Origin of the sequence: Streptomyces sp. x-80 (assembly GCF_046549095.1) — a bacterium.
GTDB lineage: Bacteria > Actinomycetota > Actinomycetes > Streptomycetales > Streptomycetaceae > Streptomyces > Streptomyces celluloflavus.
Genome location: NZ_JAJPWM010000005.1, coordinates 100,290 through 126,215 on the forward strand (window position 1 = coordinate 100,290; position 25,926 = coordinate 126,215).

The 25,926-nt window shown below is 72.2% G+C and carries 29 protein-coding genes; 14 read left to right on the forward strand and 15 right to left on the reverse strand.

What is annotated here, in order from left to right; genetic code table 11:
* Nucleotides 1-155: 155 nt before the first annotated feature.
* Together ACLJWH_RS11070 and ACLJWH_RS11075 are read right to left on the reverse strand one after the other, a co-directional pair.
* Nucleotides 156-1,442, reverse strand: a complete 1,287-nt coding sequence (locus tag ACLJWH_RS11070; protein ID WP_411141467.1) for a glycosyltransferase 87 family protein — start codon at nt 1,440-1,442, stop codon at nt 156-158.
* 394 nt (nt 1,443-1,836) lie between these two features.
* Nucleotides 1,837-2,040: a hypothetical protein gene (locus ACLJWH_RS11075; RefSeq protein ID WP_411141468.1), complete on the reverse strand. Its 204-nt coding sequence runs from the start codon at nt 2,038-2,040 to the stop codon at nt 1,837-1,839.
* Between the two features lie 486 nt (nt 2,041-2,526).
* On the opposite strand from ACLJWH_RS11075, the gene ACLJWH_RS11080 reads away from it, so the two are divergent.
* Nucleotides 2,527-4,776, forward strand: a complete 2,250-nt coding sequence (locus tag ACLJWH_RS11080; RefSeq protein WP_411141469.1) for a HelD family protein — start codon at nt 2,527-2,529, stop codon at nt 4,774-4,776.
* Between the two features lie 138 nt (nt 4,777-4,914).
* Here the strand turns inward: ACLJWH_RS11080 and ACLJWH_RS11085 are convergent, their stop codons facing one another.
* Nucleotides 4,915-5,304, reverse strand: coding sequence for an ArsR/SmtB family transcription factor (locus ACLJWH_RS11085; protein WP_411141470.1), 390 nt, complete (start codon nt 5,302-5,304; stop codon nt 4,915-4,917).
* Nucleotides 5,305-5,500: 196 nt separating this feature from the next.
* Here ACLJWH_RS11085 and ACLJWH_RS11090 point away from each other — a divergent pair, with 196 nt between their 5' ends.
* On the forward strand, nt 5,501-6,835 hold the full coding sequence (locus ACLJWH_RS11090; RefSeq protein ID WP_411141471.1) for an MFS transporter: 1,335 nt from the start codon (nt 5,501-5,503) through the stop codon (nt 6,833-6,835).
* Nucleotides 6,836-6,898: 63 nt separating this feature from the next.
* On the opposite strand, the gene ACLJWH_RS11095 is transcribed toward ACLJWH_RS11090, so the two are convergent.
* The gene (locus ACLJWH_RS11095; RefSeq protein ID WP_411141472.1) at nt 6,899-7,639 is read right to left on the reverse strand and encodes a copper homeostasis protein CutC; all 741 of its coding nucleotides are present in this window, start codon (nt 7,637-7,639) and stop codon (nt 6,899-6,901) included.
* A gap of 307 nt (nt 7,640-7,946) precedes the next feature.
* Between ACLJWH_RS11095 and ACLJWH_RS11100 the strand changes: the two genes are divergently transcribed.
* The 5 genes from ACLJWH_RS11100 (at nt 7,947) to ACLJWH_RS11120 (ending at nt 12,401) form a co-directional block, all read left to right on the forward strand.
* A complete protein-coding gene (locus tag ACLJWH_RS11100) occupies nt 7,947-8,447 on the forward strand; it encodes a hypothetical protein (RefSeq protein WP_411141473.1) in 501 nt (166 codons plus the stop codon).
* Nucleotides 8,444-9,169: a hypothetical protein gene (locus ACLJWH_RS11105; RefSeq protein WP_411141474.1), complete on the forward strand. Its 726-nt coding sequence runs from the start codon at nt 8,444-8,446 to the stop codon at nt 9,167-9,169. Before ACLJWH_RS11100 ends, ACLJWH_RS11105 begins: the two co-directional genes overlap by 4 nt.
* A gap of 256 nt (nt 9,170-9,425) precedes the next feature.
* Nucleotides 9,426-10,256: a transporter substrate-binding domain-containing protein gene (locus ACLJWH_RS11110; RefSeq protein WP_411141475.1), complete on the forward strand. Its 831-nt coding sequence runs from the start codon at nt 9,426-9,428 to the stop codon at nt 10,254-10,256.
* Between the two features lie 80 nt (nt 10,257-10,336).
* Nucleotides 10,337-11,008 carry a hypothetical protein gene (locus ACLJWH_RS11115; protein ID WP_411141476.1) on the forward strand — a complete coding sequence of 224 codons (672 nt, stop codon included), beginning with the start codon at nt 10,337-10,339 and terminating at the stop codon, nt 11,006-11,008.
* A gap of 145 nt (nt 11,009-11,153) precedes the next feature.
* Entirely contained in the window at nt 11,154-12,401 is a 1,248-nt protein-coding gene (locus ACLJWH_RS11120; protein ID WP_411141477.1) for a Cmx/CmrA family chloramphenicol efflux MFS transporter, read from the forward strand.
* Between the two features lie 138 nt (nt 12,402-12,539).
* Here ACLJWH_RS11120 and ACLJWH_RS11125 read toward each other — a convergent pair whose 3' ends face one another.
* The 3 genes from ACLJWH_RS11125 to ACLJWH_RS11135 all read right to left on the reverse strand — a co-directional run bounded on the left by ACLJWH_RS11125 (nt 12,540) and on the right by ACLJWH_RS11135 (nt 13,659).
* Nucleotides 12,540-12,716 (reverse strand): hypothetical protein, encoded by a 177-nt coding sequence (locus tag ACLJWH_RS11125; protein ID WP_411141478.1) that lies wholly within the window; start codon nt 12,714-12,716, stop codon nt 12,540-12,542.
* Between the two features lie 254 nt (nt 12,717-12,970).
* A complete protein-coding gene (locus ACLJWH_RS11130) occupies nt 12,971-13,246 on the reverse strand; it encodes a DUF4031 domain-containing protein (RefSeq protein ID WP_411141479.1) in 276 nt (91 codons plus the stop codon).
* 50 nt (nt 13,247-13,296) lie between these two features.
* The gene (locus ACLJWH_RS11135) at nt 13,297-13,659 is read right to left on the reverse strand and encodes a hypothetical protein (RefSeq protein ID WP_411141480.1); all 363 of its coding nucleotides are present in this window, start codon (nt 13,657-13,659) and stop codon (nt 13,297-13,299) included.
* A gap of 129 nt (nt 13,660-13,788) precedes the next feature.
* Between ACLJWH_RS11135 and ACLJWH_RS11140 the strand changes: the two genes are divergently transcribed.
* The 3 genes from ACLJWH_RS11140 (at nt 13,789) to ACLJWH_RS11150 (ending at nt 17,451) form a co-directional block, all read left to right on the forward strand.
* Nucleotides 13,789-14,733 (forward strand): MurR/RpiR family transcriptional regulator, encoded by a 945-nt coding sequence (locus tag ACLJWH_RS11140; RefSeq protein ID WP_411141481.1) that lies wholly within the window; start codon nt 13,789-13,791, stop codon nt 14,731-14,733.
* A gap of 140 nt (nt 14,734-14,873) precedes the next feature.
* The gene (gene murQ, locus ACLJWH_RS11145) at nt 14,874-15,812 is read left to right on the forward strand and encodes an N-acetylmuramic acid 6-phosphate etherase (RefSeq protein WP_411141482.1); all 939 of its coding nucleotides are present in this window, start codon (nt 14,874-14,876) and stop codon (nt 15,810-15,812) included.
* Nucleotides 15,813-15,852: 40 nt separating this feature from the next.
* Entirely contained in the window at nt 15,853-17,451 is a 1,599-nt protein-coding gene (locus ACLJWH_RS11150; protein WP_411141483.1) for a PTS transporter subunit EIIC, read from the forward strand.
* 96 nt (nt 17,452-17,547) lie between these two features.
* On the opposite strand, the gene ACLJWH_RS11155 is transcribed toward ACLJWH_RS11150, so the two are convergent.
* Both ACLJWH_RS11155 and ACLJWH_RS11160 read right to left on the reverse strand, forming a co-directional pair.
* Nucleotides 17,548-17,730: a hypothetical protein gene (locus ACLJWH_RS11155; RefSeq protein WP_411141798.1), complete on the reverse strand. Its 183-nt coding sequence runs from the start codon at nt 17,728-17,730 to the stop codon at nt 17,548-17,550.
* Nucleotides 17,731-17,753: 23 nt separating this feature from the next.
* A complete protein-coding gene (locus ACLJWH_RS11160) occupies nt 17,754-18,167 on the reverse strand; it encodes a hypothetical protein (RefSeq protein ID WP_411141484.1) in 414 nt (137 codons plus the stop codon).
* 101 nt (nt 18,168-18,268) lie between these two features.
* Here ACLJWH_RS11160 and ACLJWH_RS11165 point away from each other — a divergent pair, with 101 nt between their 5' ends.
* A complete protein-coding gene (locus ACLJWH_RS11165) occupies nt 18,269-19,102 on the forward strand; it encodes a helix-turn-helix domain-containing protein (protein WP_411141485.1) in 834 nt (277 codons plus the stop codon).
* Nucleotides 19,092-19,472: a DUF397 domain-containing protein gene (locus tag ACLJWH_RS11170; protein ID WP_411141486.1), complete on the forward strand. Its 381-nt coding sequence runs from the start codon at nt 19,092-19,094 to the stop codon at nt 19,470-19,472. The genes ACLJWH_RS11165 and ACLJWH_RS11170 overlap by 11 nt, the downstream gene beginning before the upstream one ends.
* A 65-nt stretch (nt 19,473-19,537) precedes the next feature.
* Here ACLJWH_RS11170 and ACLJWH_RS11175 read toward each other — a convergent pair whose 3' ends face one another.
* On the reverse strand, nt 19,538-20,092 hold the full coding sequence (locus ACLJWH_RS11175; RefSeq protein WP_411141799.1) for an MBL fold metallo-hydrolase: 555 nt from the start codon (nt 20,090-20,092) through the stop codon (nt 19,538-19,540).
* Nucleotides 20,093-20,345: 253 nt separating this feature from the next.
* Here ACLJWH_RS11175 and ACLJWH_RS11180 point away from each other — a divergent pair, with 253 nt between their 5' ends.
* The gene (locus tag ACLJWH_RS11180) at nt 20,346-21,083 is read left to right on the forward strand and encodes a dienelactone hydrolase family protein (protein WP_411141487.1); all 738 of its coding nucleotides are present in this window, start codon (nt 20,346-20,348) and stop codon (nt 21,081-21,083) included.
* Between the two features lie 215 nt (nt 21,084-21,298).
* Here ACLJWH_RS11180 and ACLJWH_RS11185 read toward each other — a convergent pair whose 3' ends face one another.
* Both ACLJWH_RS11185 and ACLJWH_RS11190 read right to left on the reverse strand, forming a co-directional pair.
* Nucleotides 21,299-21,949, reverse strand: coding sequence for a response regulator (locus ACLJWH_RS11185; protein ID WP_411141488.1), 651 nt, complete (start codon nt 21,947-21,949; stop codon nt 21,299-21,301).
* A complete protein-coding gene (locus ACLJWH_RS11190; RefSeq protein ID WP_411141489.1) occupies nt 21,937-23,175 on the reverse strand; it encodes a sensor histidine kinase in 1,239 nt (412 codons plus the stop codon). Before ACLJWH_RS11190 ends, ACLJWH_RS11185 begins: the two co-directional genes overlap by 13 nt.
* Nucleotides 23,176-23,288: 113 nt before the next feature.
* Between ACLJWH_RS11190 and ACLJWH_RS11195 the strand changes: the two genes are divergently transcribed.
* Nucleotides 23,289-23,798: a hypothetical protein gene (locus ACLJWH_RS11195; protein ID WP_411141490.1), complete on the forward strand. Its 510-nt coding sequence runs from the start codon at nt 23,289-23,291 to the stop codon at nt 23,796-23,798.
* Between the two features lie 149 nt (nt 23,799-23,947).
* Here the strand turns inward: ACLJWH_RS11195 and ACLJWH_RS11200 are convergent, their stop codons facing one another.
* The 3 genes from ACLJWH_RS11200 to ACLJWH_RS11210 all read right to left on the reverse strand — a co-directional run bounded on the left by ACLJWH_RS11200 (nt 23,948) and on the right by ACLJWH_RS11210 (nt 25,492).
* Complete coding sequence (locus tag ACLJWH_RS11200) at nt 23,948-24,451, reverse strand: hypothetical protein (RefSeq protein WP_411141491.1); 504 nt, start codon at nt 24,449-24,451, stop codon at nt 23,948-23,950.
* Nucleotides 24,452-24,532: 81 nt separating this feature from the next.
* Nucleotides 24,533-24,811, reverse strand: a complete 279-nt coding sequence (locus ACLJWH_RS11205) for an LCP family protein (protein ID WP_411141800.1) — start codon at nt 24,809-24,811, stop codon at nt 24,533-24,535.
* 141 nt (nt 24,812-24,952) lie between these two features.
* Nucleotides 24,953-25,492 carry a transglycosylase SLT domain-containing protein gene (locus ACLJWH_RS11210; protein WP_411141492.1) on the reverse strand — a complete coding sequence of 180 codons (540 nt, stop codon included), beginning with the start codon at nt 25,490-25,492 and terminating at the stop codon, nt 24,953-24,955.
* Nucleotides 25,493-25,926 lie beyond the last annotated feature (434 nt).

A 25,926-nucleotide genomic window follows, 5' to 3' on the forward strand; every position in this document is an offset into this window, starting at 1 on the left:
GGGACGGCTGAGGGACGGGACGTCTGAGGGGCGCGCGCTCCGGGCGGTCTCGCCCACGGGTGCGGGCCGCTGTTCCGGCGGGGGACATCCGCCCGGGGGCCAGCGGGATTCAGCCCACCCGGGGGCTGGGGTTCAGCCCCCGGGTGGGCCGGGGTTCAGCCCGCCCGGGACTCCGTGCTCAGCCGCGGCCGGTCGGCGCGTGGCTGCGGGATCAGGCCCGGCTGTCCCGGGCTGCCGGGGCCGTACCGCGTCCACCAGGCCACCGCCGCCAGCAGGGCCAGTCCGAGCACCGGATAGGGCGCGGCGAACGGCTGGTGCCACCAGGGCAGGTGCAGGTCCAGGTCGCCGGCGTGCGGGACCAGCCAGTGGCTGCGGGCGGTGAAGACCAGCGTGACCGCGCCGACCAGCGCCCAGCGCCAGGGCACGTCGCGCGCGTGGGCGGCGAGCGCGATGATCAGCGGGACGCACCAGACCCAGTGGTGGGACCAGCTGATCGGCGAGACGAGCAGAGCCGTGACGGCGGTGCAGAGCACGCCCCAGTTGTCCAGGCCGCGCCGTACGTAGACCCGCCGGGCGACGTAGAGCCCGGCCCCGGCGGTGAGCAGCGCCGCGATCGCCCAGACGATGCCGGGCTCGGGAGTGTGCAGGACGCGGGCCATCAGCCCCTGGAGGGACTGGTTGTCGACGATCCATGCCTTGCCGACCCGGCCCGTCTCGAACATCCGCTGCGTCCAGAACTCGACGCTCGCGCCGGGCAGCACGACGAGCCCGATCAGCACCGAGCCGACGAACCCGGCGAGGGCGGTGAGCGCGGCCTTCACCCGGCCGGTGACGAGGAGATAGACGGCGAAAATCGCGGGGGTGAGCTTGATTCCGGCCGCTATACCGGTGGCGAGGCCCTTGAAGCGGGCGCCGTCCGGGCGGGAGAGGTCCCACAGGACCAGGCAGGCCAGGGCGAGGTTGACCTGCCCGAAGACAAAGGTCTGGAAGACCGGTTCGAGCCAGACACCGAGGGCGGTGGCACCGAGGACGGCGGGTGCGGTGTAGGCGGACCTGCGCACTCCGGCGGCCTTGCAGGAGAGATGGATCAGCAGGGCGAGCAGCCCCGCGTTGACCACGGCGCCGATGATTTTGAGCGTGGCGAGCGAGATCCAGGTCGTGGGGATGAAGAGCAGGGCGGCGAACGGCGGGTAGGTGGCCGGCAACGCCCATTTGGTGACGGTGAAGCCGTACAGGTCACCGCCGTTGGCGGCGGCCTCGCCCTCCGCGCGGTAGACCACTATGTCGGCCATCGGCAGCTTCACGAACGTGTACACCACCCACGCCCCGGCGAGCGATGCCACGGCCAGCAGGGCGGCTATCACCAGTCGGCGTGGGTTGGCGAGGCACTGGGCCCTGGTCTGCCTCCACGTCCACGTCCCCCTACCGTCGGCGGCAGACATCTCCCTGATCCTCCTCGTCGCCCAGAGCGTGCTCTCTGCGGCGACGCTAGTGGATCGGGGCCGACCGCCCGTAACGGATTCCGGTCACCCGGGTGTCTATACGGGGTCGACTCCTTGTGTGTGATTGTGCGCGATTGTGCATGGTTTGCGCGAGCGCGGCCGCTGCGCGCACGCGTTCAGGTACATATGCGGCACCCCGGTGGCCCCGCCTTCCGTGACTTCCCCACCCCCCTGCCTCCCCTGCCTCCCCTGCCTCCACCGTCCGCCCCGTTCATCCCGTTCATCCCGCCCGGCCCGTACGCCCTTGTCCGTCCCGTACCCGTACACCCTTGTCCGGCCTGTCAGCCCTCTCCGGCCCGTCCGACCCGTCCGGCCCGTCCATCCCGTCCGGCCGTCAATCGTCCACGTACTCGCCCATGACCATGACGCTGAACGCGGCCGCGGCGAAGACTCTGACCGCGCGGAAGGCGTTTCCGAAGGCGTGGCGGTCCGTGGGGGCGGTGCCCGCGACGGGGTCGGGGCCGAAGGCGGCCGCGGCCTTGGCCGGGTGCAGGGAGGACGGGTGTGCGGTGGCGGGGGAAATCGTTGCGCTGCTCATGACTCCATGATGGTTTTCCCGTGGCTGCCGCACATCGGCCCACGGGTCCATCCAGCATCGGCCGGAAGTCAGACCGCAGGCGCACCCGTCCCCTACGGGAGATGGACGGCACCCCTCAGAGATCCGTCGCAGGTACACCCCGACCACCACAAGCCACCACGGCCACCCCGACCACCCCGGCCACCACCAGCCCACCGCGGCCACCAGAGCCACCACCACCGCTCCAGCCGCCACAGCCGCCACATGTTCGTCGCCGCCGAACAACCGCATGCTCGTCGCCGCCACATATTCGTTGGCGCCCCGAAAAGCCGCTGACTACAATCGCGCGTCTGCCCTGCCTCCCGTCGAGGAGTGCCGCCGACCGGACGGAAACCGGCCGGTCCTTCGCATCACGCCGACGACCCGCCCTACGTACCGACCACCGGCCCGCCGTGCCCGCTCTCCGTGGCGCGCGCCCGCCGTGTGACACCCACCGGAGGCAACGCCGTGCCCTCGCACGCCCACCCGTCACCCCCCATCGACCCGAGCGGCGCCCCCGCCACCAGCGGCGCACAGCCGGCCGGCCCCCGGCCCGACGTACCCCGCCCGGCCGCCCACCGGCCCGAAACGCCCCGTACCGGCCCCGCCTCCCCCGACCCCCTCCAGCGCGAACGCGCCCACCTCGCCGCCTCCCGCGCCGCGCTGCGCGCCATGCGCGAGGACGCCGAGGCGCTGAACATCGCCGACGTCACCGCGAACTGGGTCAACGCCGAGGTGCTCCAGGGCGAGATCGACGCCCGGATCAAGGCCCTCGCCGACCTCGCCCACACCCCGCTCTTCTTCGGCCGTCTCGACTACCTGCACGCACCGGGGCCCGGCCTCGCCGAGGGCGCGTCGAAAGGTGCGCCGGACAGCGCCTTCGACGAGGGCGCGGGCGGGCCGCGGACCGGCGAGAACTTCTACATCGGGCGACGGCACGTCCACGACGCCGACGGCGACCCCATGGTCATCGACTGGCGCGCGCCCGTCTCCCAGCCGTTCTACCGGGCCTCCAAGAAGGACCCGATGGACCTTGAGCTGCGCCGCCGGTTCGGCTACACGGCGGGCGAGCTGACCGCGTACGAGGACGAACACCTCACCGACCCGACGGAGGCCGCACAGACCAGCCGGCTGCTCCAGTCGGAGATCGAGCGGCCGCGCGTGGGCCCGATGCGGGACATCGTGGCGACGATCCAGCCGGAGCAGGACGAGATCGTGCGCGCCGGGCTCGGCGGCTCGGTCTGTGTGCAGGGCGCGCCGGGCACCGGGAAGACGGCGGTCGGTCTGCACCGTGTCGCGTATCTGCTGTACGCGCACCGGGAGCGGCTGGCCCGCTCCGGCACCCTGGTCATCGGCCCGAACCGCTCCTTCCTGAACTACATCGAGCAGGTGCTGCCGGCCCTGGGCGAGCTGGAGGTCAAACAGGCCACGGTCGACGACCTGGTGGCGCATGTGGAGGTGCGCGGGACGGACGACGCGGCCGCGGCGACCGTCAAGGGTGACGCGCGGATGGCCGAGGTGCTGCGGCGGGCCGTCCGCTCGCACATCACGCTGCCCGTGGAGCCGTGCATGGTCGTCCGCGGCTCCCGCCGCTGGCGCGTCCCGGCTTATGAACTGGAAGAGATCGTCCGGGAGCTGATGGCCCGCGACATCCGCTACGGGGCGGCGCGCGAGGCGCTGCCGCAGCGGATCGCGCACGCCGTACTGGTGCGGATGGAGCAGGCGGGCGAGGCTCCGGACGACCGGGTGCAGGACGCGGTGGCCCGTAACGCCGCCGTGAAGGCCGTGGTCAAGGAGGTCTGGCCGCCGGTCGATCCGGCGAAGCTGGTGCTGCGGCTGCTGGGCGACGCGGAGTTCCTGGCCGAGCAGGCGGCGGGCATCCTGACGCCCGAGGAGCAGCGGACGATCCTGTGGGCCAAACCGGCCCGCAGCCCGAAGAGCGCCAAGTGGTCCGCCGCGGACACGGTGCTGATCGACGAGGCGACGGACCTGATCACGCGGACCCACTCCCTGGGCCATGTGGTCCTGGACGAGGCGCAGGACCTCTCCCCCATGCAGTACCGCGCGGTGGGCCGCCGCTGTACGACGGGTTCGGCGACGATCCTCGGCGATATCGCGCAGGGCACGACGCCGTGGGCGACCGACACCTGGGAGGAGGCGCTGGCCCATCTGGGCAAGCCGGGTTCGGCCGTCGAGGAGCTGACCCAGGGCTTCCGGGTGCCGCGCGAGGTCATCGCGTACGCGTCCCGGCTGCTGCCGGCCATCGCCCCCGATCTGACGGAGGCCACGTCCATCCGCGAGTCCGCGGGCGACTTCGAGATCCGTACGGTCGCGGCGGACGATCTGGACGCCGCCGTCCTGGCGGCCTGCGACGAGGCGCTGACCAAGGAGGGCTCGATCGGGCTGATCGCGGCCGAGGCCCGCGTCCCGGTGCTGCGCGCGGCCCTGGAGGCGGCCGGGGTGACCTGCCTGGCGCCCGGCGAGGAGACCTCCGCGGAGTCCCGGCTGACGCTGGTGCCCGCCACGCTCGCCAAGGGTCTGGAGTACGACTACGTGGTGCTGGACGAGCCGGCGGAGATCGTCGACGGCGAACCGGACGAGCGCACCGGGCTGCGCCGGCTGTACGTCAGTCTGACCCGCCCGGTCTCCGGACTGATGGTGATCCACGCGGCCCCGCTGCCGGCGCAGCTGGGACGGACCGGGGCGGCCCTCCTCTGAGGGCGGCCCTCCTCTGAGGACGGGCCGCCGGCCTCCCCAGGCCCCGCGTCCTCCCACGGCGCTTGAGCCCCGCAAGGCATTCGCGCCCCTCAAGTGCCCCTCAAGCGCCTCTCAAGCGTCCCTCAAGTGCCTCGCATCTCATGGCACTTGAGGGGCGTTCCCCTCGTATGCCCTGAGGAGCGCCTCCACCAGGCCGGGGAAGCGCGCGTCGAGGTCGGCCCGGCGCAGCCGTACGTAGCGGTTGCGCCCGACGGCCCGAGTGGCGGTGATCCCGGCCTCGCGCATGATCCGCATATGGTGCGACACCGTCGACTTGTGCAGATGGCCGATGCCCAGCCGTTCGGAGGAGCAGCTGTACCGCTCCCCGTCCGCGTAGACCCGGAAGAGGTGCAGCCGCGTCGGGTCGCCGAGCGCGTGCAGCACCTTCACCAGCTCGATGTCCGCGGTCGCCGGCTGCTCCAGCAGCTCACCGCCGCCCATCCCGTTCTCCGGCTGCTCCGGCTGCGCCAGCAGCTCACCGTCGTTCATCCCGGCCTCCGTCCCGACCGTCCCGTCGGCCGCACCACCGACCGTACCGACTCCCGGACCGGCACCGGCACGGGCCCCGGGACCGGCCGCACCGGCTCTCGCCGAATCGTTTGACATACGCCCAACAATCCCTATCGTTTGACGCACGTCAAACTTACCTGTCGCGCCCGTCCGGCGCGTACCGGGAGGAACACCCGTGCGTCCGCATGCCCGTCCCCACCCCCAGCCGCGTTCCGAACCGCATTCCGGGCCGCCTTCCCGCTCCCGGCTCCGGCTGCTCCTGCTGGCCCTCGGCGCCTTCGCCATGGGCACCGACTCCATGGTGATGGCCGGGATTCTCGGCCTCGTCGCCCGCGATCTGGAGGTCTCCGTCCAGGAAGCCGGCCAGATGGTGACCGTCTTCGCCCTCTCCTACGCGCTGCTCGCCCCGGTCCTCGCCACCGCCACCGCCCGGTGGCCGCGCCGCCGCCTGCTGCTGACCGCGCTCACCGTCTTCACCGTGGCCAACGTGCTGAGCGCGGTGGCCGAGGACTACCCGTTCCTGCTGGCCACCCGGGTCCTCGCGGCGGCCGGTGCCGCGCTCTACACCCCGACCGCCAACGCCGTCGCCACCACCCTCGTACCGCCCGAGCGGCGCGGCCGGGCGCTCGCCACGGTCCTGGGCGGGATGACGGTGGCCACCGCGCTCGGCGTCCCCCTGGGCACGTACATCGGGCGTACGGACTGGCGGCTGACCATGTGGCTGGTGGCCGCCCTCGGGGCCGCGGCCTTCCTCGGCCTCGCCCTGCTGCTGCGCGACCTCCCGGCCCCGGCCGCCGCGCCCGGTCTGCGCGCCCGGCTGGCCCCGCTGCGCGACCGCCGCGTCCTGGGCGCCGCGAGCACCACGCTGGTGTTCCTGCTCGCCTTCAACCTGGTCTACATCTACCTCGGTACGGCGTTGCGCCCGGCGACCGGTGGCGACGCGGGGCGGCTCACCCTGGTCCTGCTGGTCACCGGGGTCGCGTCGGTCGCCGGCAGCTGGCTGGGCGGCCGGGCCGTGGACCGGCTGGGCGTACGGACCGTACTGCTCGTCGGCAGCGGCGTGGTCGCGGCCGTCTACCTCGCCCTCCCCTGGCTCTCCGGGTCGATGCCGGGCGCGCTGGTCTACGCCGCCGTCGCCCCGCTGGCGGGCTGGGCGGTCTCGGTCGCGCTGCCGCACCGGCTGGTCTCCCTCGACCCGCCCGCCGCACCGCTGCTGATCTCACTGAACAGCAGCGCCCTCTACCTGGGCATGGCCGCGGCCGGCGGCGCCGGCAGCCTGGCCATCACCGTCCTGGGCACCCGCTGGTTCCCGCTCGCCTCCGCCGCGCTGGCCCTCGTCGCGCTCACCCTGTCCGCCGCCACGACCACCCGGCGCCCGGCCACCCGGACGGCGGCGGCATCGACCGCGCCGAGCACCAGGGGCATTACGGGCGCGGCGGGCGCGGCGGGCGCGGCACACTCCGCCCCCGTCCCACTCCCCGCCCACTGCCCCGCGCCCCCGGCGGGCTGATCCCCCAGGAGGTCGCAGCGGGGCCGCCCCGCCTCGGCGGCCCCGCGCCCCGGGCGGCCGGGCCTATCCCACGGCCACCGCTCCGTCCACCGCCCCGTCCAGCGCCTCCCGCCACTCCCGTACCGCCGCCGCGTCCACCGGGGCGGACCAGCCGGCCGGGCGGGCCGCGCCGCCGATGTGGAACGCGTCGAGGCCGGCCGCGCGCAGCGTCGGCAGCTGTCCGAGCGTGAGCCCGCCGCCGACCAGGATCCGCGGCGCGTAGCCGGGTTCGCCGGCCGCCGTACGGGCCTGTTCTGCCAGCAGTGTCGGCAGCCCCGTATCGACCCCCGCCACGGCACCGGCCGTCAGGAAGGTGTCGAGACCGCCCGGACCGGCGGGCGCGGCGAACGCGGCCAGTTCCTTGCGCAGCGCGTCCCGGTCGGCGGCCCGGTCGATGGCCCGGTGGAAGGTCCAGCGGCAGCCGTCGATCACCTCGGCCAGCGCCCGTACGGCGTCCAGGTCCGGTCGCCCGTCGGGCGTCAGGAAGCCGAGGACGAACTCGTCGGCGCCCTCCGCCCGCAGCGCCGCGGCGTCCTCGCACAGCGCCGCCACATCGCCCGCCGCGAAACCGTCGGCGGCCCGCAGCATCACCCGCAGCGGAATGTCGACGGCCGCCCGGATCGCCGCGAAGGCGGCCCGGGGCGGCGTGAGCCCGTCGGCCGCCATATCGGTGACCAGTTCCAGGCGATCGGCTCCGCCGGCCTGTGCGGCGATCGCGTCCTGCGGACCGAGCGCGATCACCTCCAGGAGTGCGTGCTTGCTCATGTGACCCCAATCCTTCGACGACGACCGAAACGCATAGAACCGAGACGAGACGCGAGGCCGAGCAGACAACAGGTCTAGTCCAATATCCAGCGTAAGGGCTGGTCAGCAATTCGTGGGCCATAACGATGCCGGACGCGGCCGGAAACCACCCCTGCCTTTGCGGCACGCCACCCCCGTCCCCCCGTTCCCTCCGCCGCCAAACCCCACGGAAGAATGGGTGTGGTTTGCCACCCGGGCGGGTAACACGCCTTTCCGGTAAGGGTGTTGTGGTATTTCACCGCGACCCACGAACGGGGGGAGAGCCGAAATGTCCGACCTGGCGACCGTGTCCGCCGAAATCGCTCCATATCTCGCGCTGGCAGCGAACAGCCTCGGCGCCTCCGTGGTCACCGCCGCCCAGGAGCGGATCGCCGACCGCGCCGTGACGGCGGGCGAGGGCTTCTTCCGCCGGCTGCTGCACCGCGGCGCACCCGACGAGGGCGACGAGCCCGGCGTTACGGAACTCGGCGGCGGCGCCGCACAGCCACTCCTCGACGTGCGCCGCGCCGACGCCCTCGACAGGCTGCTCACCCGCCTCGACGACGAGGAGCGGGCGCTGCTGTCCGCCGCGGTGACCGCCTGGCTGGCGGACCCCGCCGACCACCGCGACGCCGCCCACCTGGTGGATCACGTCTCGCGACTGTCCTCCGCCACGGACATCCGGATCGTCCACAACACGCCTACCGCGACCGGCCAGGGCTCCATCGCCGCCGTCGAGATCCACGGAAACATCCATATGGGCGGCGGGCCCACCCAGGACGGCAGATGACCCGCCCCGGGGGCGGCGAGACCCACAACAGCCCGACGACACACGGCGACCACTCCATCGCGGCCAACGACATCAAGAACGTGATCATCAAGTGGGTGATGCACCCGAGCGCGCGCTGGCTGCCGCTGCTGCTGGCCTGCGCCGCTCTGGTGATCGCCGCGAGCCTGCGGCCGGCCGGACCGGTCGGCCGGTTCGCCGAGTGGGGCTCCCTGGCCGGACTGGCCCTCGCCACGGCCGTCATCCGCGTACTCATCCGCAAGCCCCGCCACACCTCGGTCATCGCCGCCCTCTCCCTGGTCTCCGTGCTCTCCACCGTCGGCGGCTGGCTGGCGTTCCAGGACGCCGTCGCGCACCGCGAGATCGATGTGACCGGCCAGCTGCGCCTGGCGGGCCGGCAGCCGCTGGACGGCGGCCCGCACAACGCGCTGACGCTGCGCCTCGACGCCCCCGCCCTCAAGGAACCGCGCAACGCGATGCGGCTGACACTGGCCGTCACGGACCACGACCCGGCCGGTCCGACCTGTGTCCAGGACACCTCGGCCACCGTCGCGCTGCTCGTCTCGGGCGTCGAGGCCCAGGAGACGGACCTCAGGCCCGGCGGCACCGTCGACTTCACCCTGGGCGCGCAGACGAGCAGCGTGGAGATCCACCTGGCCCTGCACACCGCCCACGGCTGCCGGATGGACGTCCGGACCACGCGCGCGGTCCTGCACGACACCTGACGCACGACGACTGACACCCGACGACCGACACCCGACACCTGGCGCACGAGAACGAGAACGGGGACGCACGCCCATGAAGCCGACGGCAGAGGACCGCCAGGAGCACCCAGCGCACCCAGCTCATCCAGCACACCCAGCGCACCCAGAACGCTCAGCACGCTCAGCGCACGAGGAGCACCCGGCGCACCCCACCCGGTCACCGCGGCCGTCACGCCCGCCTCACCGGCGCCCGCTCCACCGCACCCTGCTGGCCCCGGTGGTGCTCACCGTCGCCGCGCTGACCGCGACCGCCTGCGGCTCCTCCGGACCGGCGTCGCTCTTCGCGGACGGCAGGGTCTCGGTCGGCGCGAAGAACGACCAGCCGGGCACCGGGGTGGTGCACAAGTACAAGTTCTCCGGCTTCGACATCAGCGTCACCCAGCAGGTCCTGGGCGAGGTGGGCGCCGAACCGGACTTCGGGATCGTCCCGTCCGAGGACCGCACGGCGGTGCTCACCGACAAGAAGAAGGACCTGGTCGCCGCGACGTTCTCGATCACCACCGACCGGATGAAGGTGCTGGACTTCGCGGGGCCGTACGCCGCCACCTTCCAGGGCATCATGGTCCGCAAGAAGGACAACCGGATACACAGATACGAGGACCTCTTCGGCAAGCGGGTCTGTACCTGGCCCGGGACGACGTCCAAGACCACCCTGGACAAACAGGGCGACCAGCGGATCGCGGTCAACGAGCGTGAAGACGCCTCCAGTTGCATCAACGCCCTGCGGAGCAAACAGGCCGACGCGGTCTCCACCGACCAGATGATCCTTTACGGCATCACTCAGGAGAACCCGGACTTCGAGGTCATCCCCGGCATCACCTTCGGTTCCGCCAACCAGTACGGCATCGCCATGGCCAAGGGCCACCGCGAGGACTGCCTGCGGCTGCGCGACGCCCTGCGGAAGTACGTCACCAGCAATTCCTGGAGCCACGACTTCTCGACGTCCCTGCCGTCCATCCCGAAGGTGGACGCCACCTGGGAGACCGACTACAAACCGCGGGTCGAGACGATCGACGCCCTGTCGTGCCGGGACGAGCCCAAGACCTGACACCGCCGCCCCGCCCCGGACCGTCCCGCCCCCGGGTCCGTTCCGGGGCGCAATGCGCCGTCCGGGGCACAATGGCCCGTATGACTCCCGTGTCCCCGACGGCGCACCCCACCGACCCGGCACCGGCCCTGCACCGGCGCTGGGCCGCCACCGTGGCCGCGGCCCGCGGCCCCGAGGGCGCCGACCCCGCTCCGTACGCCGCCAACCTCCTGGCCCGGTGGAACGAACCGCAGCGCCGCTATCACACGGTGGAGCACCTGACCGCGGTCCTCGACCGCGTCGACGAACTCGCCGAGTACGCCGACGACCTGGCCGCCGTCCAGTTGGCGGCCTGGTTCCACGACGCGGTCTACCGCCCGGACCGCTCCGAGAACGAGGAGCGCAGCGCCGCCCTGGCCGAGCGTGCCCTGCCCGAGCTGGGCGTCGGCGCGGCCCGGACCGCCGAGGTCGCCCGGCTGGTGCGGCTCACCGTCAGCCACGACCCGGCACCCGAGGACCGGGACGGCGAGGTGCTGTGCGATGCCGACCTCGCCGTGCTCGCCGGTTCGCCCGAGCGGTACGCGGCCTACGCCGCCGCGATCCGCGCGGAGTACGCGTTCGTGCCCGACGCCGACTTCGCCGCGGGCCGGGCCGCCGTGCTGCGCCAACTGCTGGCCCTGCCGCACCTGTTCCGGACCCCGCTGGGCCGCGACCGGTGGGAGCACACCGCGCGCCGCAACCTAGCCACCGAACTGGACCTGCTCAACGGCTGAGCCACCGGGCCACGCGACGGCGCGCCGCACCGGCGCCCGCCGCCCCGCCCGCGGCCGTCCCGGGGCGGGTGTCCATGGCATACATCACTCGCCGCGACGCCCCTGACCTGGAATGCCGTGGTCCGGCCCGCTGTTCCTTGCTGACATGCCTGCACCATCCGAACGCACTCGTATGCCCGTCGCCGTGTACGTCCTCGGCCTGTCCGTCTTCGCGCTCGGTACGAGCGAATTCATGCTCTCCGGCATCCTCCAGCCCCTCGCCCGCGATCTGGGGGTGTCCATTCCGCAGGCCGGTCTGCTGGTCTCGGCGTTCGCGATCGGCATGGTGGTCGGCGCCCCCGTACTGGCCGCCGCCACGCTGCGGCTGCCCCGCCGGACGACCCTGATCGCACTGCTCGCCGTCTTCGGCCTCGGCCAGATAGCGGGCGCGCTGGCGCCTTCGTACGGGGTGCTGTTCGCTTCGCGGGTGGTCAGCGCGCTGGCCTGCGCCGGGTTCTGGGCGGTCGGCGCGGCGGTCGCCGTATCGCTGGTGCCGGTGACCGCGCGGGCCCGTGCGATGGCGGTGATGGTCGGCGGGCTGAGCATCGCGAACATCGCGGGCGTCCCGGCCGGTGCGCTGCTCGGCCAGCACGCGGGCTGGCGGGCGGCGTTCTGGGCGGTGGCGGGCATGTCCGCGGTCGGCCTGGTCGGGGTGATCGCGCTGGTGCCGCGGACAGCCGTGCCGACCGGCGACGACCGCCCCCAGCTCCGCCGCGAACTGCGCATCTACCAGGACAAGCAGGTCTGGCTCGCGCTGACCGCCACCGCGATGAACGGCGCGGCCGTCTTCGCCCTGTTCTCCTACCTGTCGCCGCTGCTGACCGAGACCGCCGGGCTCGCCGAGAGCTGGGTGCCGACGGTGCTCGCGCTCTTCGGCGTCGGCGCGCTGATCGGTACGTTCGTCGGCGGACGGATCGCCGACGCCCATCTGTTCGGGACGCTGTTCGCCGGTATCGCCTCCTCCACCGTCGTCCTTGCCGTCCTCGCGCTGACCGCGCAGAGCCCGGTCGCCGCCATCGCGCTCTCGCTGATGCTGGGCGTCACGGCGTTCACCACCGCGCCGGCGCTCAACGCCCGGATGTTCAACGTGGCGAACGCCGCACCGACGCTGGCCGGTGCGACCACCACCGCCGCCTTCAACATCGGCAACACCCTCGGCCCCTGGCTGGGCGGCCTGACGATCTCCGCGGGCTGGGGCTATCAGTCGGTGGCATGGACCGGCGCGGCCCTGGCAGCGGTGGCCGTCCTCACCACCTTCATCGCCTTCCGGCTGCACCGCTCGGACCGGACCTCCCGCATCGTCGCCTCGTCGGCGGCACCAGCCGGCGTCCCGGAGTGCGCGGAGGTGCGCTGACCGTCGTACGGCCCGGTCCGGCGTTCGGTACCAGGCGTCCGGACGGCTCCTTTCCGGCCACCGCCCTCGGCGTCGGTCCCGTTCCTCCGTCGGCCGAGGCGGGCTGCCGGTCCAGGCGACCGTCCGGCAAGGCGGCCGTCAGCCGAGGACGGCGAGGCCGAGTCGCCGGAGGCGCGCGGGAGCGGCGATCACGTCGTACTCGGTGATCCGGCCCTCCTCGATGGTGAAGGTGAGCGCGAAGAGCAGTCGGCCGGATCGACGCCGCAGACGTGGCCAACCTGGCGGGCCGGCTGCGGCCCTGGTGACCCGTATCACCTGGCCGGCTTCCGGCCGATGGCCGCGAACTCGCCGGCCGCGGCCAGATCTGAGGTGACCGCGCTGGCCGCCGCCCGGTAGGTGGCCGGGACGACTTCATGGGGTCGGTAACGGTTCGCAGGGGCCGGCGGTGGCCGCACAAGGGCGCCGCCGCCCCGGAGACCGTGGCCGAGTGTGCCCGTGCCCGGGACCGGACCATTGCGCCTCCCCCGGACATGCCGGTCCGGTGCCGGGCACGCCCCGGGCCGCCGCCGTCACACCTCCGGCGGCGGCCGGTGCTTCGGGCGGCGCAGGCCGGCGGCCGTCAGGCGGCGGACGAGTTCCTTGCTGCCGATCTCCACCGCCCCGGCCCGGACCGCGGCGCCGTAACGCTCCGCGGGCAGGTCGTAGTGGTCGCGCTCGAAGGCCCGCTGGGGTGTGCCGATACCGGCCGCGAAGTGGTGCAGCTCGTCGAAGGAGGCGTCGCTGACCAGGTGCGACCACATCCGGCCGTGCCCCGGCCAGGTGGGCGGATCGATGTAGATCGCCACGTCAGCCCTCCGGAGGCGCCGCGGGGACCGTCATGGCGGGGCTCGTCATGTCAGCCCTCTACGGGCATACCGAGCCGGCCCACGCGCGCCACCGCGGTCGCCGTCTTCGGGCAGACCCAGTGCGGATCGGGCCCCAACTCCGGCTCCACTTCGAGCGCGTGCGGATCGCCGGATTCGGTGCACACCGGGCAGAGCGGCCAGCGGCCGTACCGGTCCAGGAGGGCGTCCTGGACGTCCTGGGCCACCAGCCCCGCGACGAATGCCGCGCCATCAGGCCACTGCTCCACCCACCATCTGCGGTGCGCCACCGCGTCCTCGACGAGCGAGACGATGTCGGCGTCGGCGACCTCGTCCGCCACCAGGTCGGCGAGCACCAGGGCCCGCGCGGCGTGCAATGCCTGTTCCAGCTTCATGTCGTCCATTGTCTCGCGGCCCCGGCCGGGCATCGGCGTTGTCCACAGGCCGGGGCGGGCGGAGCGCTCTGTCCACAGGTCTCACGAAGAGGGTTGACGCGAGAGCATGGCTGAAATTACTTTTCAGTCGTGAGCAGCAGCGTGAAGGAAACTTTCAAGGACGTGTCCATCGAGCCCCGGCCGGCCCCGGCGCCGCCCGCCCCCGCCGCGCTGGCCGCCAAGGTCCGCACCCTCGGTCCGACCATGACCCGCTCCATGCAGCGGGTCGCCGAGGCCGTCGCGGGCGACCCGGCGGGCTGCGCCGCCCTCACCGTCACCGGCCTCGCCGAGCGCACGGGCACCAGCGAGGCCACCGTCGTGCGCACCTCCCGGTTGCTCGGCTACCCCGGCTACCGCGATCTGCGCCTGGCACTCGCCGCACTCGCCGCGCAGCAGGCGGCCGGCGGCGCACCCGTCGTGACCGCCGACATAGCGGTCGACGACTCCCTCACCGACGTCGTCGCGAAGCTGGCCCAGGAGGAGCAGCAGTGCCTGGCCGACACCGCCGCCGGGCTGGACGTCACCCAGCTCGAAGCGGCCGTCGGCGCCCTCGCCGCGGCCCGCCGCATCGATGTGTACGGCATCGGGGCCTCCAATCTCGTCGGCCAGGACCTCGCGCAGAAGCTGCTGCGCATCGGCCTGATGGCGCATGCGCACGCCGACCCGCACCTCGCCGTGACCAACGCCGTGCAGCTGCGCACCGGCGACGTCGCCATCGCGATCACCCACTCCGGGCGGACGACCGACGTCATAGAGCCCCTGCGGGTCGCCTTCGACCACGGCGCGACGACGATCGCGATCACCGGCCGCCCGGACGGCGAGATCGCCTCCTACGCCGACCTCATCCTGACCACCTCCACCGCCCGCGAGAGCGAGCTGCGACCGGCCGCCATGTCGTCCCGGACGAGCCAGCTCCTCGTCGTGGACTGCCTGTTCATAGGCGTCGCGCAGCGTACGTACGAGACCGCGGCCCCCGCCCTCTCCGCGTCCTACGAAGCCCTCGCCCACCGCCACGCCCCACGCTCCGGCCGCTGAACCGACCGCCGGCCCGCGACCGCCGATTCCCGACCCCTGACCGCCCGCCGCACCTCACACACGCCACCACCAGCACCACGACGCTGACCGCCCACCCAGAGCCACCCAGCCGTACGAGTCCGGAAAGAGCCCGCCACGCCATGACTTCCACCGCCGACTACACCCAGCTCCGCGCCCAGCTGGACACGCTCACCACCGAGGCGTTCCGGCCCGAGCTGGCCGAGATCGACCGGCGCTCCACCCTGGAGATCGCCCGGACGATGAACGACGAGGACGCCACCGTCCCCGCCGCCGTCGCCGAGCAGCTCCCGCAGATCGCCGCCGCCATCGACGGCGCCGCCGCCCGCATGGCCGACGGCGGCCGGCTGATCTACGCGGGCGCCGGTACGGCCGGCCGGCTCGGGGTGCTGGACGCCAGCGAATGCCCGCCGACGTTCAACACCGACCCCGGCGAGGTGCTCGGGCTGATCGCGGGCGGGCCGTCCGCGATGGTCACCGCCGTCGAGGGCGCCGAGGACAGCAAGGAGCTGGCCGCCGCGGACCTCACCGCGCTCGGCCTGACCGACCGGGACACCGTCGTCGGCATCTCCGCCTCCGGCCGCACCCCGTACGCCATCGGTGCGGTCGAGCACGCCCGCGCCCAGGGCGCGCTGACCGTCGGCCTGTCCTGCAACGCCGGTTCGGCACTGGCCGCGGCCGCCGACCACGGCATCGAGGTCGTCGTCGGCCCCGAGCTGCTCACCGGTTCCACCCGGCTGAAGGCCGGCACCGCGCAGAAGCTGGTGCTCAACATGGTCTCGACCATCACCATGATCCGGCTGGGCAAGACCTACGGAAACCTGATGGTCGACGTCCGCGCCTCCAACGAGAAGCTGCGCGCCCGCTCGCGCCGCATCGTCGCGCTCGCCACCGGCGCCCCCGACCACGAGATCGAGGCCGCGCTCGCCGCGACGGACGGGGAGGTGAAGAACGCCATCCTGACCCTCCTCGGTGAGGTCGACGGGCCCGCCGCGGCCCGCCTCCTCGCCGACTCGCACGGCCACCTCCGCGCCGCCCTCCAGGCCGCCCGGACCACCTGATCCCCAGCTCCCTCATTGCACGCACAGCAAGGCACCGCACATGTCCGAAGACAAGAACCGCGCCACCGCCGCCGCGATCCTCCCCCTCGTCGGCGGCGCCCGTAACGTCACCTCCATCGCCCACTGCATGACCCGGCTCCGCCTCGGTATCAAGCACCGCTCCATGGTCCAGGACGAAGCGCTCAAGGCGCTGCCGGCCGTCATGGGCGTGGTCGAGGACGACACGTACCAGATCGTGCTGGGCCCCGGGACGGTCGCCCGGGTCACCCCCGAGTTCGAGCGGCTGGTCGAGGAGGCGCGCGCCACCGCCGGCCAATCGGCCGCCGCCACCCCCGACGGCTCCGCCCCGGGAGGCCCGCACCCGGGAGACTCCCCCGCTCCCCCGCACACCACCGCCCCGAGCGCCGAGGAACTCGCCGCCCAGGGCGCCGCCCTCAAGGCCCGCCAGAAGGCCCGGAACGCCACCCCCGTCAAGCTCTTCCTGCGCCGGATCGCCAACATCTTCGTCCCGCTGATCCCGGCCCTGATCGGCTGCGGCATCGTCGCCGGTATCAACGGCCTGCTGACGAACCTCGGCTGGCTGCCCTCGGTCGTCCCGGCGCTCGCCGCGATGGCCTCCGGTTTCATGTCGCTGATCGCCGTCTTCGTCGGCTACAACACCGCCAAGGAGTTCGGCGGTACCGCCGTCCTCGGCGGCGCGGTCGCCGCGATCATCGTCTTCCCGGGCGTCGCCAACATCACCGCCTTCGGCCAGAAGCTCTCGCCCGGACAGGGCGGTGTGCTCGGCGCGCTGGCCGCCGCGCTGCTCGCCGTCCAGGTGGAGAAGTGGTGCCGCAGGTGGGTGCCCGAGGCGCTGGACGTCCTGCTCACCCCGACGCTCACGGTCCTGCTCTCCGGCCTGGTCACGATCTTCGGCCTGATGTACGTGGCGGGCACGGTCTCCACCGCGATCGGCACCTTCGCCACCTGGCTCCTCGCTACCGGCGGTGCCTTCGCCGGCTTCGTCCTCGGCGGGCTCTTCCTCCCCCTGGTCATGCTGGGCCTGCACCAGGCCCTCATCCCGATCCACACCACCCTCATCCAGGAGCAGGGCTACACCGTCCTGCTGCCCATCCTCGCCATGGCGGGCGCGGGCCAGGTCGGCGCGGCCCTCGCCGTCTACCTCCGCCTCCCGCGCAACGGCTCGGTGCGCAAGACCATCAAGTCCGCGCTCCCCGCCGGGTTCCTGGGCGTCGGCGAACCGCTGATCTACGGCGTCTCGCTGCCCCTCGGCCGCCCCTTCATCACCGCCTGCATCGGCGGCGCCTTCGGCGGCGGCTTCGTGGGCCTGTTCAACCAGCTCGGTGACGCCGTCGGCTCCACCGCCATCGGCCCCTCCGGCTGGGCCCTCTTCCCGCTGGTCAAGGGCAACCAGGCCATCGGCACCACGATCACCATCTACGCCCTCGGCCTGCTCGTCGGCTATGTCATCGGCTTCCTGGCCACGTACTTCTTCGGCTTCAGCAAGCAGATGCTGACGGACCTCAACGCCACCCCCGAGCCCGCCGCAGCCACCCCGCCGCCCGGCTCCGCCACCCCCGACCCCGCCACCGGCCACGGCCCCGCCCCGGCGCCCGACCGGCCGGGCGCCGGCTCCTAGCCCGCGGGCGTCTGACCGTACGCACGCCCGCCCGTCACCGCCGGGTGGGGCACCGCCGCCGGATACGCGGCGCCGCCCCACCCGGCGGGACGCCCGTCACGGCATCCGGCTCTCCCAGTTCAGCTCCTTGATCCGGGCCGTCAGCAGGGCCGTCGGCGGCGCCGCGCGCAACGCGTACGGCGGGCAGTCCCACTCCTTGCCACCCCCGGGCGGCCGCAGCTGGACGTACGGCCCCTCATGGCCCATGACCAGCCCGATCCGCCCGTCCCGCCCGTCCATGACGTAGCTGCCGCGCTCCGGAATCACGGCCGTTGCCCCCGTGGACCGTGCTGCGGCCCGTCCTGCCCACCACCTTGCGCGCCGCCCCCCGTACGGCCCGCCGCGCCGCCGGGCGCCCCGCTCCCCGGACCGCCCGGCACACAGGTGGCCAGCACCTCGGCGAGCCGATGAGCGGTGGCGAGATTGCAGCGCCCCAGCTCGACCAGCGGCGCCATGGAACTGCTCGCGAGCGACACCGGATCGATGCCCAGCGACGGCAGCGTGATCCCCAGTGCCCGGAGTACGGAACCCAGTTCCGTCGCCGCCGCCTCCGCCGCCCGTACCCGCTCACGTGCCGTCGTCGCCCTCACCATCGCCGCACCCTCCATACGTTCCACACCGAGTTCTTCCACGCCGACTTCTTCCACGCTCAGTTGTTCCACGCCGAGTTCTTCCACGCTGAGTGTTTGCCTTGCACACACAGCGTGGTCGCTTCCCCGCTAATCTGGACAGAGGCGCAGACCCAACAACCGCACGTGTGCTACAGGGAGTTGCTGCGATGACCCGACCAAAGAAACTCGACCCGTCCTCATCACCCCGCGCAATGCTCGGGGCCGAACTACGCCACCAGCGGGAGAAGGCAGGGCTGTCCCAAGAGCAATTGGGCAGCCCTCTTTTCGTCAGTGGGTCGTTCATCGGCCAGTTGGAGGCGGGGACCAGGCGGATGCAGTTGGAGTACGCCATCCAGATAGACGAGATCCTCCAGACGGACGGCTACTTCGAGCGAAACTGCGGGGCAGCAACGAAGTCGAAGTACCCGGATCACTTTGCGGAGGCCGCCGAGGCCGAGGCGGTTGCGGTGACCATCAAGGAGTACGCGCCGCTGCTGATCCCTGGGCTGCTCCAGACGGAGGCTTACGCACGGGCCGTTTTCCGTGCGTACCACCCGACGGCGCCGGAAGAAGAAATCGACGAGCTGGTATCGGCTCGACTGGAGCGGGCGCAACTCCTCGACGACCCAACAAACCCGATGTTTTGGTCCGTGCTTGACGAGGCCGTGCTGCGTCGGCGTGTTGGCAGCCCGGCGGTGATGGCGGAGGCGCTGCGGCATATCGCGTCACTCATCCGACGGCATCGGATCATCGTGCAGGTACTGCCGTTCTCAGCGGGCTCGCACATAGCGCTGGGAGGCGGCTTGAAGCTGATGGCATTCAACGACGCGCCGCCACTGGCCTATCTTCACGGTTTGGGCACTGGCCAGTTGCTGGACGATCCGGCATCGGTAGCCCGCTACGAACTGACCTACGATCTGGTCGGGGCCATCGCATTGTCACCGGAAGCGTCCCTGGCCCTGATCGAGTCAGCAGCGGAGGCATTTGCCCATGAGCAGTGAGTTCGATCCGAGCGTCCTGAGCACCGCCCACTGGCGCAAGTCCAGCTACAGCGACGGTAGCGGCGGTGACTGCCTGGAAGTGGCACAGGACTTCCCGGGCGCAGCCCAGTGGCGCAAGTCCACCCACAGCGGGGGCGACGGCGGTAACTGCCTCGAAGTCGGCCAGGACTTCCCGGGTGCAGCCCAGTGGCGTAAATCCACCCACAGTGGCGGTAGCGGCGGCAACTGCCTCGAAGTAGCCGACGACTTCCCCGGCATCGTTCCCGTACGGGACTCCAAGCAGCCGCTCGGTCCGGCGCTCGTGTTCCAGGGCGGGGCCTGGTCGGCGTTTGTCACCGGCGTCAAGGACGGCACCCTGAAGAGCGTCTGACACCCGCTCACCCACCGACCCGGGGCTCGAACACCGAGCCCCGGGTCGCGTGCGTCACGGCGGCGCTACACGGCGACGAAGCGGCGGTTGCCGTCGGCGGCGATGATCCGTCCGAAGCGCATGTCCGGGAAGTGGGCGCCGACGAGCAGGTCATCCGTTTCGGCGGCCTCGTCCGCGATGCGGTTGCGCACGGCCGAGGCGGCGACCGGGTCGACGTCCCAGACCACCTCCCAGTCACGCTCGCTGAACTGGACCACCGAGTGCACCACGTCACCGAGGAGCAGCGCGCGGCGGCCGCCGGAGGAGATCACGTACACCGTGGAGCCGGGCGTGTGGCCGGGCACGTGGCGGGCGTCGAGACCGGGCGCCACCGTGAAGTCGGCGTCGAACAGCTCCAGGCGGTTGCCGAGCGGCGTCAGCTTCTCGACCGCGCTGGGCGACGCCTTCTCACCGGTGACGAAGTGCTCCCGGTCGGCCTGGTGCACGCGGTAGGTCGCCTCGGGGAACACGGCCACGCCGTCCCGCGTGGCCCAGCCGGTGTGGTCGTCGTGCAGGTGGGTGAAGACCACGTCGGTCACGTCCGCCGGTGCGATCCCCTGGGCGGCCAGGGAGGAGAGCAGGTCTCCCCCGGTTGCAAGCCGACGGGTTCGCGGATTCTCGGGGTGGCATCGCGGGAACCGGAGGGGGACGTGGCGCCCGCCGGCGGAGTAGCCGACGGGTTGGGGTGTGACTGAGGTACGCGCCAAAGGCGCAACGAGATGATCTCGAAGCCCTGATGGCTTGGCCCCCGCATTTCAGCGGGACACGCGCGCTGTTCTGCCAGCGGCGGAACACCGGCCGGGCCGGGCTCGGCGATCACTACAGTCCAGTCTCATGACGGCGATTACGACGCGTACGGTCGAGTACCCGGCGGACGGTTTGACGATGATCGGGCACCTCGCGCTCCCGGCCGGTATCGACCGCCGGCCCGCGGTGTTGCTCGGACCAGAGGGCACGGGGCTCAGCGACGTCGAGCGCCGCCGGGCCGATGCTCTCGCGGAGCTGGGATATGTAGCGCTGGCCTTCGACCTTCACGGTGGGCGCTATTTGGGGGACCCCGAGGAGATGCTGGCCCGCTGCATGCCGCTGCTCGCCGACCCCGACCGGATGCGGGGCATCGGCCACGCGGCGCTCGACGTGTTGCGCACCGAACCGCGGACCGACCCCGACCGGATCGCCGCCGTCGGCTACGGCACCGGGGGCGCCGTCGGGCTGGAACTCGGGCGCGACGGCGTCAACCTGCGCGCGATCGCGACAGTCAACGGGCTGATCACGGGCCGGCCGGGCGAGGCGGCGCGCATCTGCTGCCCGGTGTGGGCCGGGGTCGGTTCGGAAGACCCGATCATGGCGCCCGCGCAACGGGACGCGTTCGCCGCCGAGATGCAGGCCGCGGGCGTCGACTGGCGCCTCGTGGTGTACGGCGGAGCCCTGCACGCCTTCCACCACCCGCCGGTCGACCACACGGTGCGCCCCGGCGTCGGCTACCACCCACGGCACGCGCAGCGAGCCTGGCGCGACGTCGTCGACCTGCTCGCCGAGTGCCTGCCCGTGACGGAGGATCTGGGGGCATGACCCAGGCAAACATGCCGGCGCCAGGTCTGGTCGGCGTCGGGCGCTGACAGTCTCCTCTCCTGTTTTCGACAGGGTGTTCCGGAGCCACCGGGGCATTGAGAAGGAGAGCCACCCGCGGGGCCGCTTTCCACGTGGCTCGGTGTCCGCGAGACGTCGTTTGTTGGCTTGCCGGTCTGCTGGGCCGAACGGCGGCAGGGGTGCGGGCGGCGGGTCGGTCAGGTCGGGGAAGCGCCGAGGAATCTCAGGACGGCGAGAACGCGCCGGTGGTCGGCGTCGGCTGCGGGCAGGTCGAGTTTGGCGAGGATGTTGTTGATGTGCTTGGCCACTGCGCTGTCGCTGACGACCAGGGCCTCGGCGATCCCGGTGTTGGAGCGTCCCTCGGCCATCAGGGCGAGTACCTCCCGTTCGCGTGGCGTCAGCCGATCGAGCGGGTCACTGCGGCGGCGCACGAGCAGCTGGGCGACCACCTGTGGATCCAGTGCCGTGCCCCCGGCCGCAACCCGCCGAACGGAAGCCACGAACTCCTCCACGTCGGCGACGCGTTGCTTGAGCAGGTAGCCGACGCCGCTGGTGTCGGCCGTCAGCAGGTCGGCCGCATACCGCTCCTCGACGTACTGCGAGAGCAGTACCACCGCGGTCTGCGGCCATTGCTTACGGATCACCAGCGCGGCGCGCACGCCTTCGTCGGTGAAGCCGGGTGGCATGCGGACATCGACCAGGGCCAGCCCGGGCCGGTGTTCCTCGACGGCCGCAAGCAGGGCTTCGGCGTCGCCGACTTCGGCGGCGATCTCGAAGCCGGCCATTTCCAGGACCTTGACGAGCCCGACGCGCAGCAGCAGTGAGTCCTCGGCGATCACGGCTCGCATGGCAGCTCCACGGCGATGGTGGTCGGGCCCCCGACCGGGCTGCTGATGTGGAAGGTGCCGTCGACGGAACCGACCCGTTTGGCCAGCCCGCTCAGTCCGCTGCCGGTGGAGGTGTCGGCGCCGCCGATCCCGTCGTCGGTGATGTTCACCCGCAGCATTCTCCCGATCTGTTTGACAGTGACGTCCACGCGGGCGGCGCGGGCGTGCTTGGTGACGTTGGTGAGTGCCTCGGAGACCACGAAGTAGGCGACCGACTCCACGGTGGGCGCCGCTCGCTCCTCCAGGTCGACTCGCAGCCGTACCGGGATCGGTACCCGGGCGGCCAGCCCGGACAGCGCCGCGTCCAGCCCGCGGTCTTCGAGGACGGCCGGGTGCAGGCCGCGCACCAGGTCGTTGAGTTCGGCGATGGCCTCCTTCGCCTCGCGGTGCGCCTCGTCGATCACGGTGCGGGCCTCGTCCGGCAGGTTGGTGAGGTTGGCCTTGGCCAGGCCCAGGTTGACCGCGAGGGAGACCAGGCGCTGCTGGGTGCCGTCGTGCAGGTCGCGTTCGATGCGGCGGCGTTCGGTATCGACCGCGTCGATCAGGTCGGTGCGGCTCTCGGACAGGTGCTCGACACGCTGCTGAAGCTGCTGGGAGCGGCTGGTCCCGAGCAGCGCGAGCGCGATCCGGGTCTCGGCGCGGGGCACCAGCCCGGTCAGCCAGGGTGCGGCGCACAGCAGCAGCACGCCGGCCGCGGTGTAGTACACCGCTTGGGTCGCGTAGTCGACATAGTCCAGGCGAACCTGGACCGGCAACATCCAGGCCCACCCGTTGACGGTGACGCCAGCAAGGCCCGCGACCCACGCGGCGAGCACCCCCAGCTCCACCACAGCCAGGAGCGGACCGACAAGCAGGTGGTATCCGGCCTGCCGCCAGGTCTGGGCCACGGACAGCCACCGCAGAGCGCGCCTCAGCCACCCTTGCTCGCGCGCGGCCGGCAGCCGGAGGATCTCCACTCCCAGCAGCACCCGGTAACGGCGTCGCTGCACAGCGGTGAGCACAAGCACACCGAGCAAGATCAGCACAAACGGGAGCGGGAGCACCGGCCACGCCCCCGAATTCACGACACCCGCCATCCAGCTCCACAACGGCACCAGCGCAAGGTGCAGCGGAATCCCGACCGCCAAGAAACCGGTGTCCCGCCGGACCCGAACAACTCTGCGCCGCAGCGCCCGGGGAATCGTCATGGCTCGACGGTAAAACGCCAGGTGAGGGCTATGCCATGCACCGTGCATCCGGATCGATGGTGAAGCTGGCACCACCCTGAGAACGGAACCCGGCATTACTGACTGTGATCGCTGTGCGGCTCAGGCTGAAGGGCGTGCAGGAAATCATCGAACTGTTCCCGGAGCCGGACGCCGAGCGCGGCATACACAGGCCGCATGGCCCGCGCACGGGATCGCCCCCCAGCCCGCAGCGCCGTCGTCCGGACCGCCTTCCAGGCCGACGGCGGGGACTTGTCCTGGCCGGCTGCGGGGTGGCGCTGCTGCCGTGGCTCGTCGTGTTGGCCACCAGCCTGCCGACCACCTTCCGTGCCTCGCACTGGTCCGCCGCCTGGGTGGGTCTGGACGCGCTGGAGGCGGTCGGCCTGATCACCACAGGGCTGCTGGCCACCCGCGGGGACCGGCGACTGGCACCGGCCGCCGCCGCGACGGCCGCCCTGCTCACCGTCGACGCCTGGTTCGACACGATGACCGCGGCCAGCGGGAGCGAACTGCGCGCGACGCTGGTCATGGCGTTGTTCGCAGAACTTCCGCTCGCAGCGGTATGCGTCCGCCTGGCGGTTCGAGCGCTGCCCCGCACCCCATGAAACCCGCCACACCGACCCGGGCTGCAACCACGGATACCACAGAACTGGAGAACACCATGGGCTCTGCTGTCCTGACCGCAGCGCGCCTGCGCGCCGGGGCGGTGGCGGTCCGCCGGGTGATCCGGACGCGGTCGAGATCGCGCGCGATGTCAGTCGGCCAGCCGTTGGTACAGCGCCAGCGGCGTCACATAGCCGGGCCAGCGGCGGTCGTCGAAGAGACGCATCCCGGCGTCCTGGAAGCACCTGTCGACGAGTTGGGAGCAGATCATGTGTCCGGTGGCGGCGACGTAGTGACGCAGCCGCGGGACGTTCAGATGGATGCGGTGGGCGGCGATCGCCAGGTAGTCGAGGAAGCTGTACGGCACCCCGACGTACTTCAGGGCCGCGGCACAGACGTCCGCGCGGTGCTGCGGCGAGTATTCCGGCGGACAGACGTACAACACGTCGGTGTCCGCGTACGAGTCGAGCGGGCGGACGCGCGCCCCGCCCGGCTCCGCTTCCAGCAGCTGTCCGTCGGGCAGCACCAGGAAGGCGTGCTGGTAGTCGGCGAAGCCGTTGCCGTTCAGCCACTGGCCGACGCGGATCAGCCGGCCGACCTTGCCGTGTATCTGGGTGAGCCCTATGTCGCCGGGCTGGGGTTCGGAATGAATCATGTGCGGCTCCGGGAGACCCGAAAGGAAGGATTCCTGGAGGTCATACCCATTTCCGCAGCTGATGGAGCGTCACGGTAGAGATTAGTACGATGAGTTGGGCGAGCGTGACGGGACGTACGGGCCTGCCGGTTCCGGTGGGGCATTCCGGGCGCTGCTCGCCCCGGTGCCGTCGATCCGTTGCGTCGGCGCCTTGATGAACGCCCGCTGAAGCGGGATGCGGCCGAGGTCACTGCCGTCGCCGGCGCCGTGCCGGGTACGGACCGGGCTCAGCGCCTGCTCACCCTTCAGGTGACGCTTGCTGGGTGGCGACGTCCACGCCGCCCAGTTCGTCGGCGGGATGCTGCACCGAAGGCGGCCCAGGCGGTGATCCGCGGCGCCTTGCGCCGCGGGCGCCGCTTCGTGCGCGGTCCGTCGCCGGCCGGCACATGACCGGCAGGCTCCGGTGCGTCACACTCCCGCTCTCGTGCGGCATCTGCTGTCCGTTTCTCCGTGCCCGCAGGCTCAGTACGCGGAGTTGACGTTGTCGATCGAGCCGTACTTGTCGGCGGCGTACTTGGCGGCCGCGGTGATGTTGGCGATCGGGTCGGTCAGGTCGTGCGCGGTGCCGGAGACGTGGTACGCGTCGAAGGTCGGCTGGATGACCTGGAGCAGGCCCTTGGACGGCGTGCCGTTCTGGGCGTTGACGTCCCAGCCGTTGGCCGCGTTCGGGTTGCCGCCGGACTCCCGCATGATGTTGCGGTGCAGGCCCTCGTAGCTGCCGGGGATGCCGTTGGACTTCATGACGTCGAGGGACTGGCGGATCCAGCCGTCCAGGCTGCCCGAGGCGGAATCCTGCCCGGCCTTGGCGACGCTGTTCGCCTGCGCCGTGACACCGGCCGCGGAGACCGTGGCGGCGGCGACGCTGTGCGAGGCCGGCGCGGCGGCGTGTGCGGGGGAGGGCGCGATGGTGAGCGCGGCGGCCGCGGCACCGAGTGCGGCGACGCCGGTGACGGCGAGCTTACGGAAGCGCGTGCTGGTGGCGGTGCGGGTGGTGGCAGTCATGCAGCAGTACCTCTTCGTTCGGTGACAGGACGCGTCCCGGGTGGCCCTGCGACGGCGGCCTGCGCTGTACGCGGTGGGCCCGATCGGCAGCGGCGGGCGATTCCCGCCCGGTCCGGCGATCGGCTTCCCGGGACGTCAGCCATAGTTAGCGATCCGGACGTACCGGGGCAATACCCCCCTGCACTACCTCATGACGTAGCCGGAGGCCGCGGGCGGACACACGCCCGCCGTGGGCGCTGGGCGCCGCCCCCGTCGCGTCTACTACCGCGCTCCGTACGTGATCCGCGACCTATGGGCGGGCTCACAGCCGAGGGGCCCGACGAGCGTCTCCCAAGGCCCGGAATGTGGCCGTGCGTCGCCCCTTCGTCACCATCCGCATCCCGGGGCTCCGGGCTGCCGGCTCGGCGCGGAGAACGTCGTGACGGTGGAGGTGG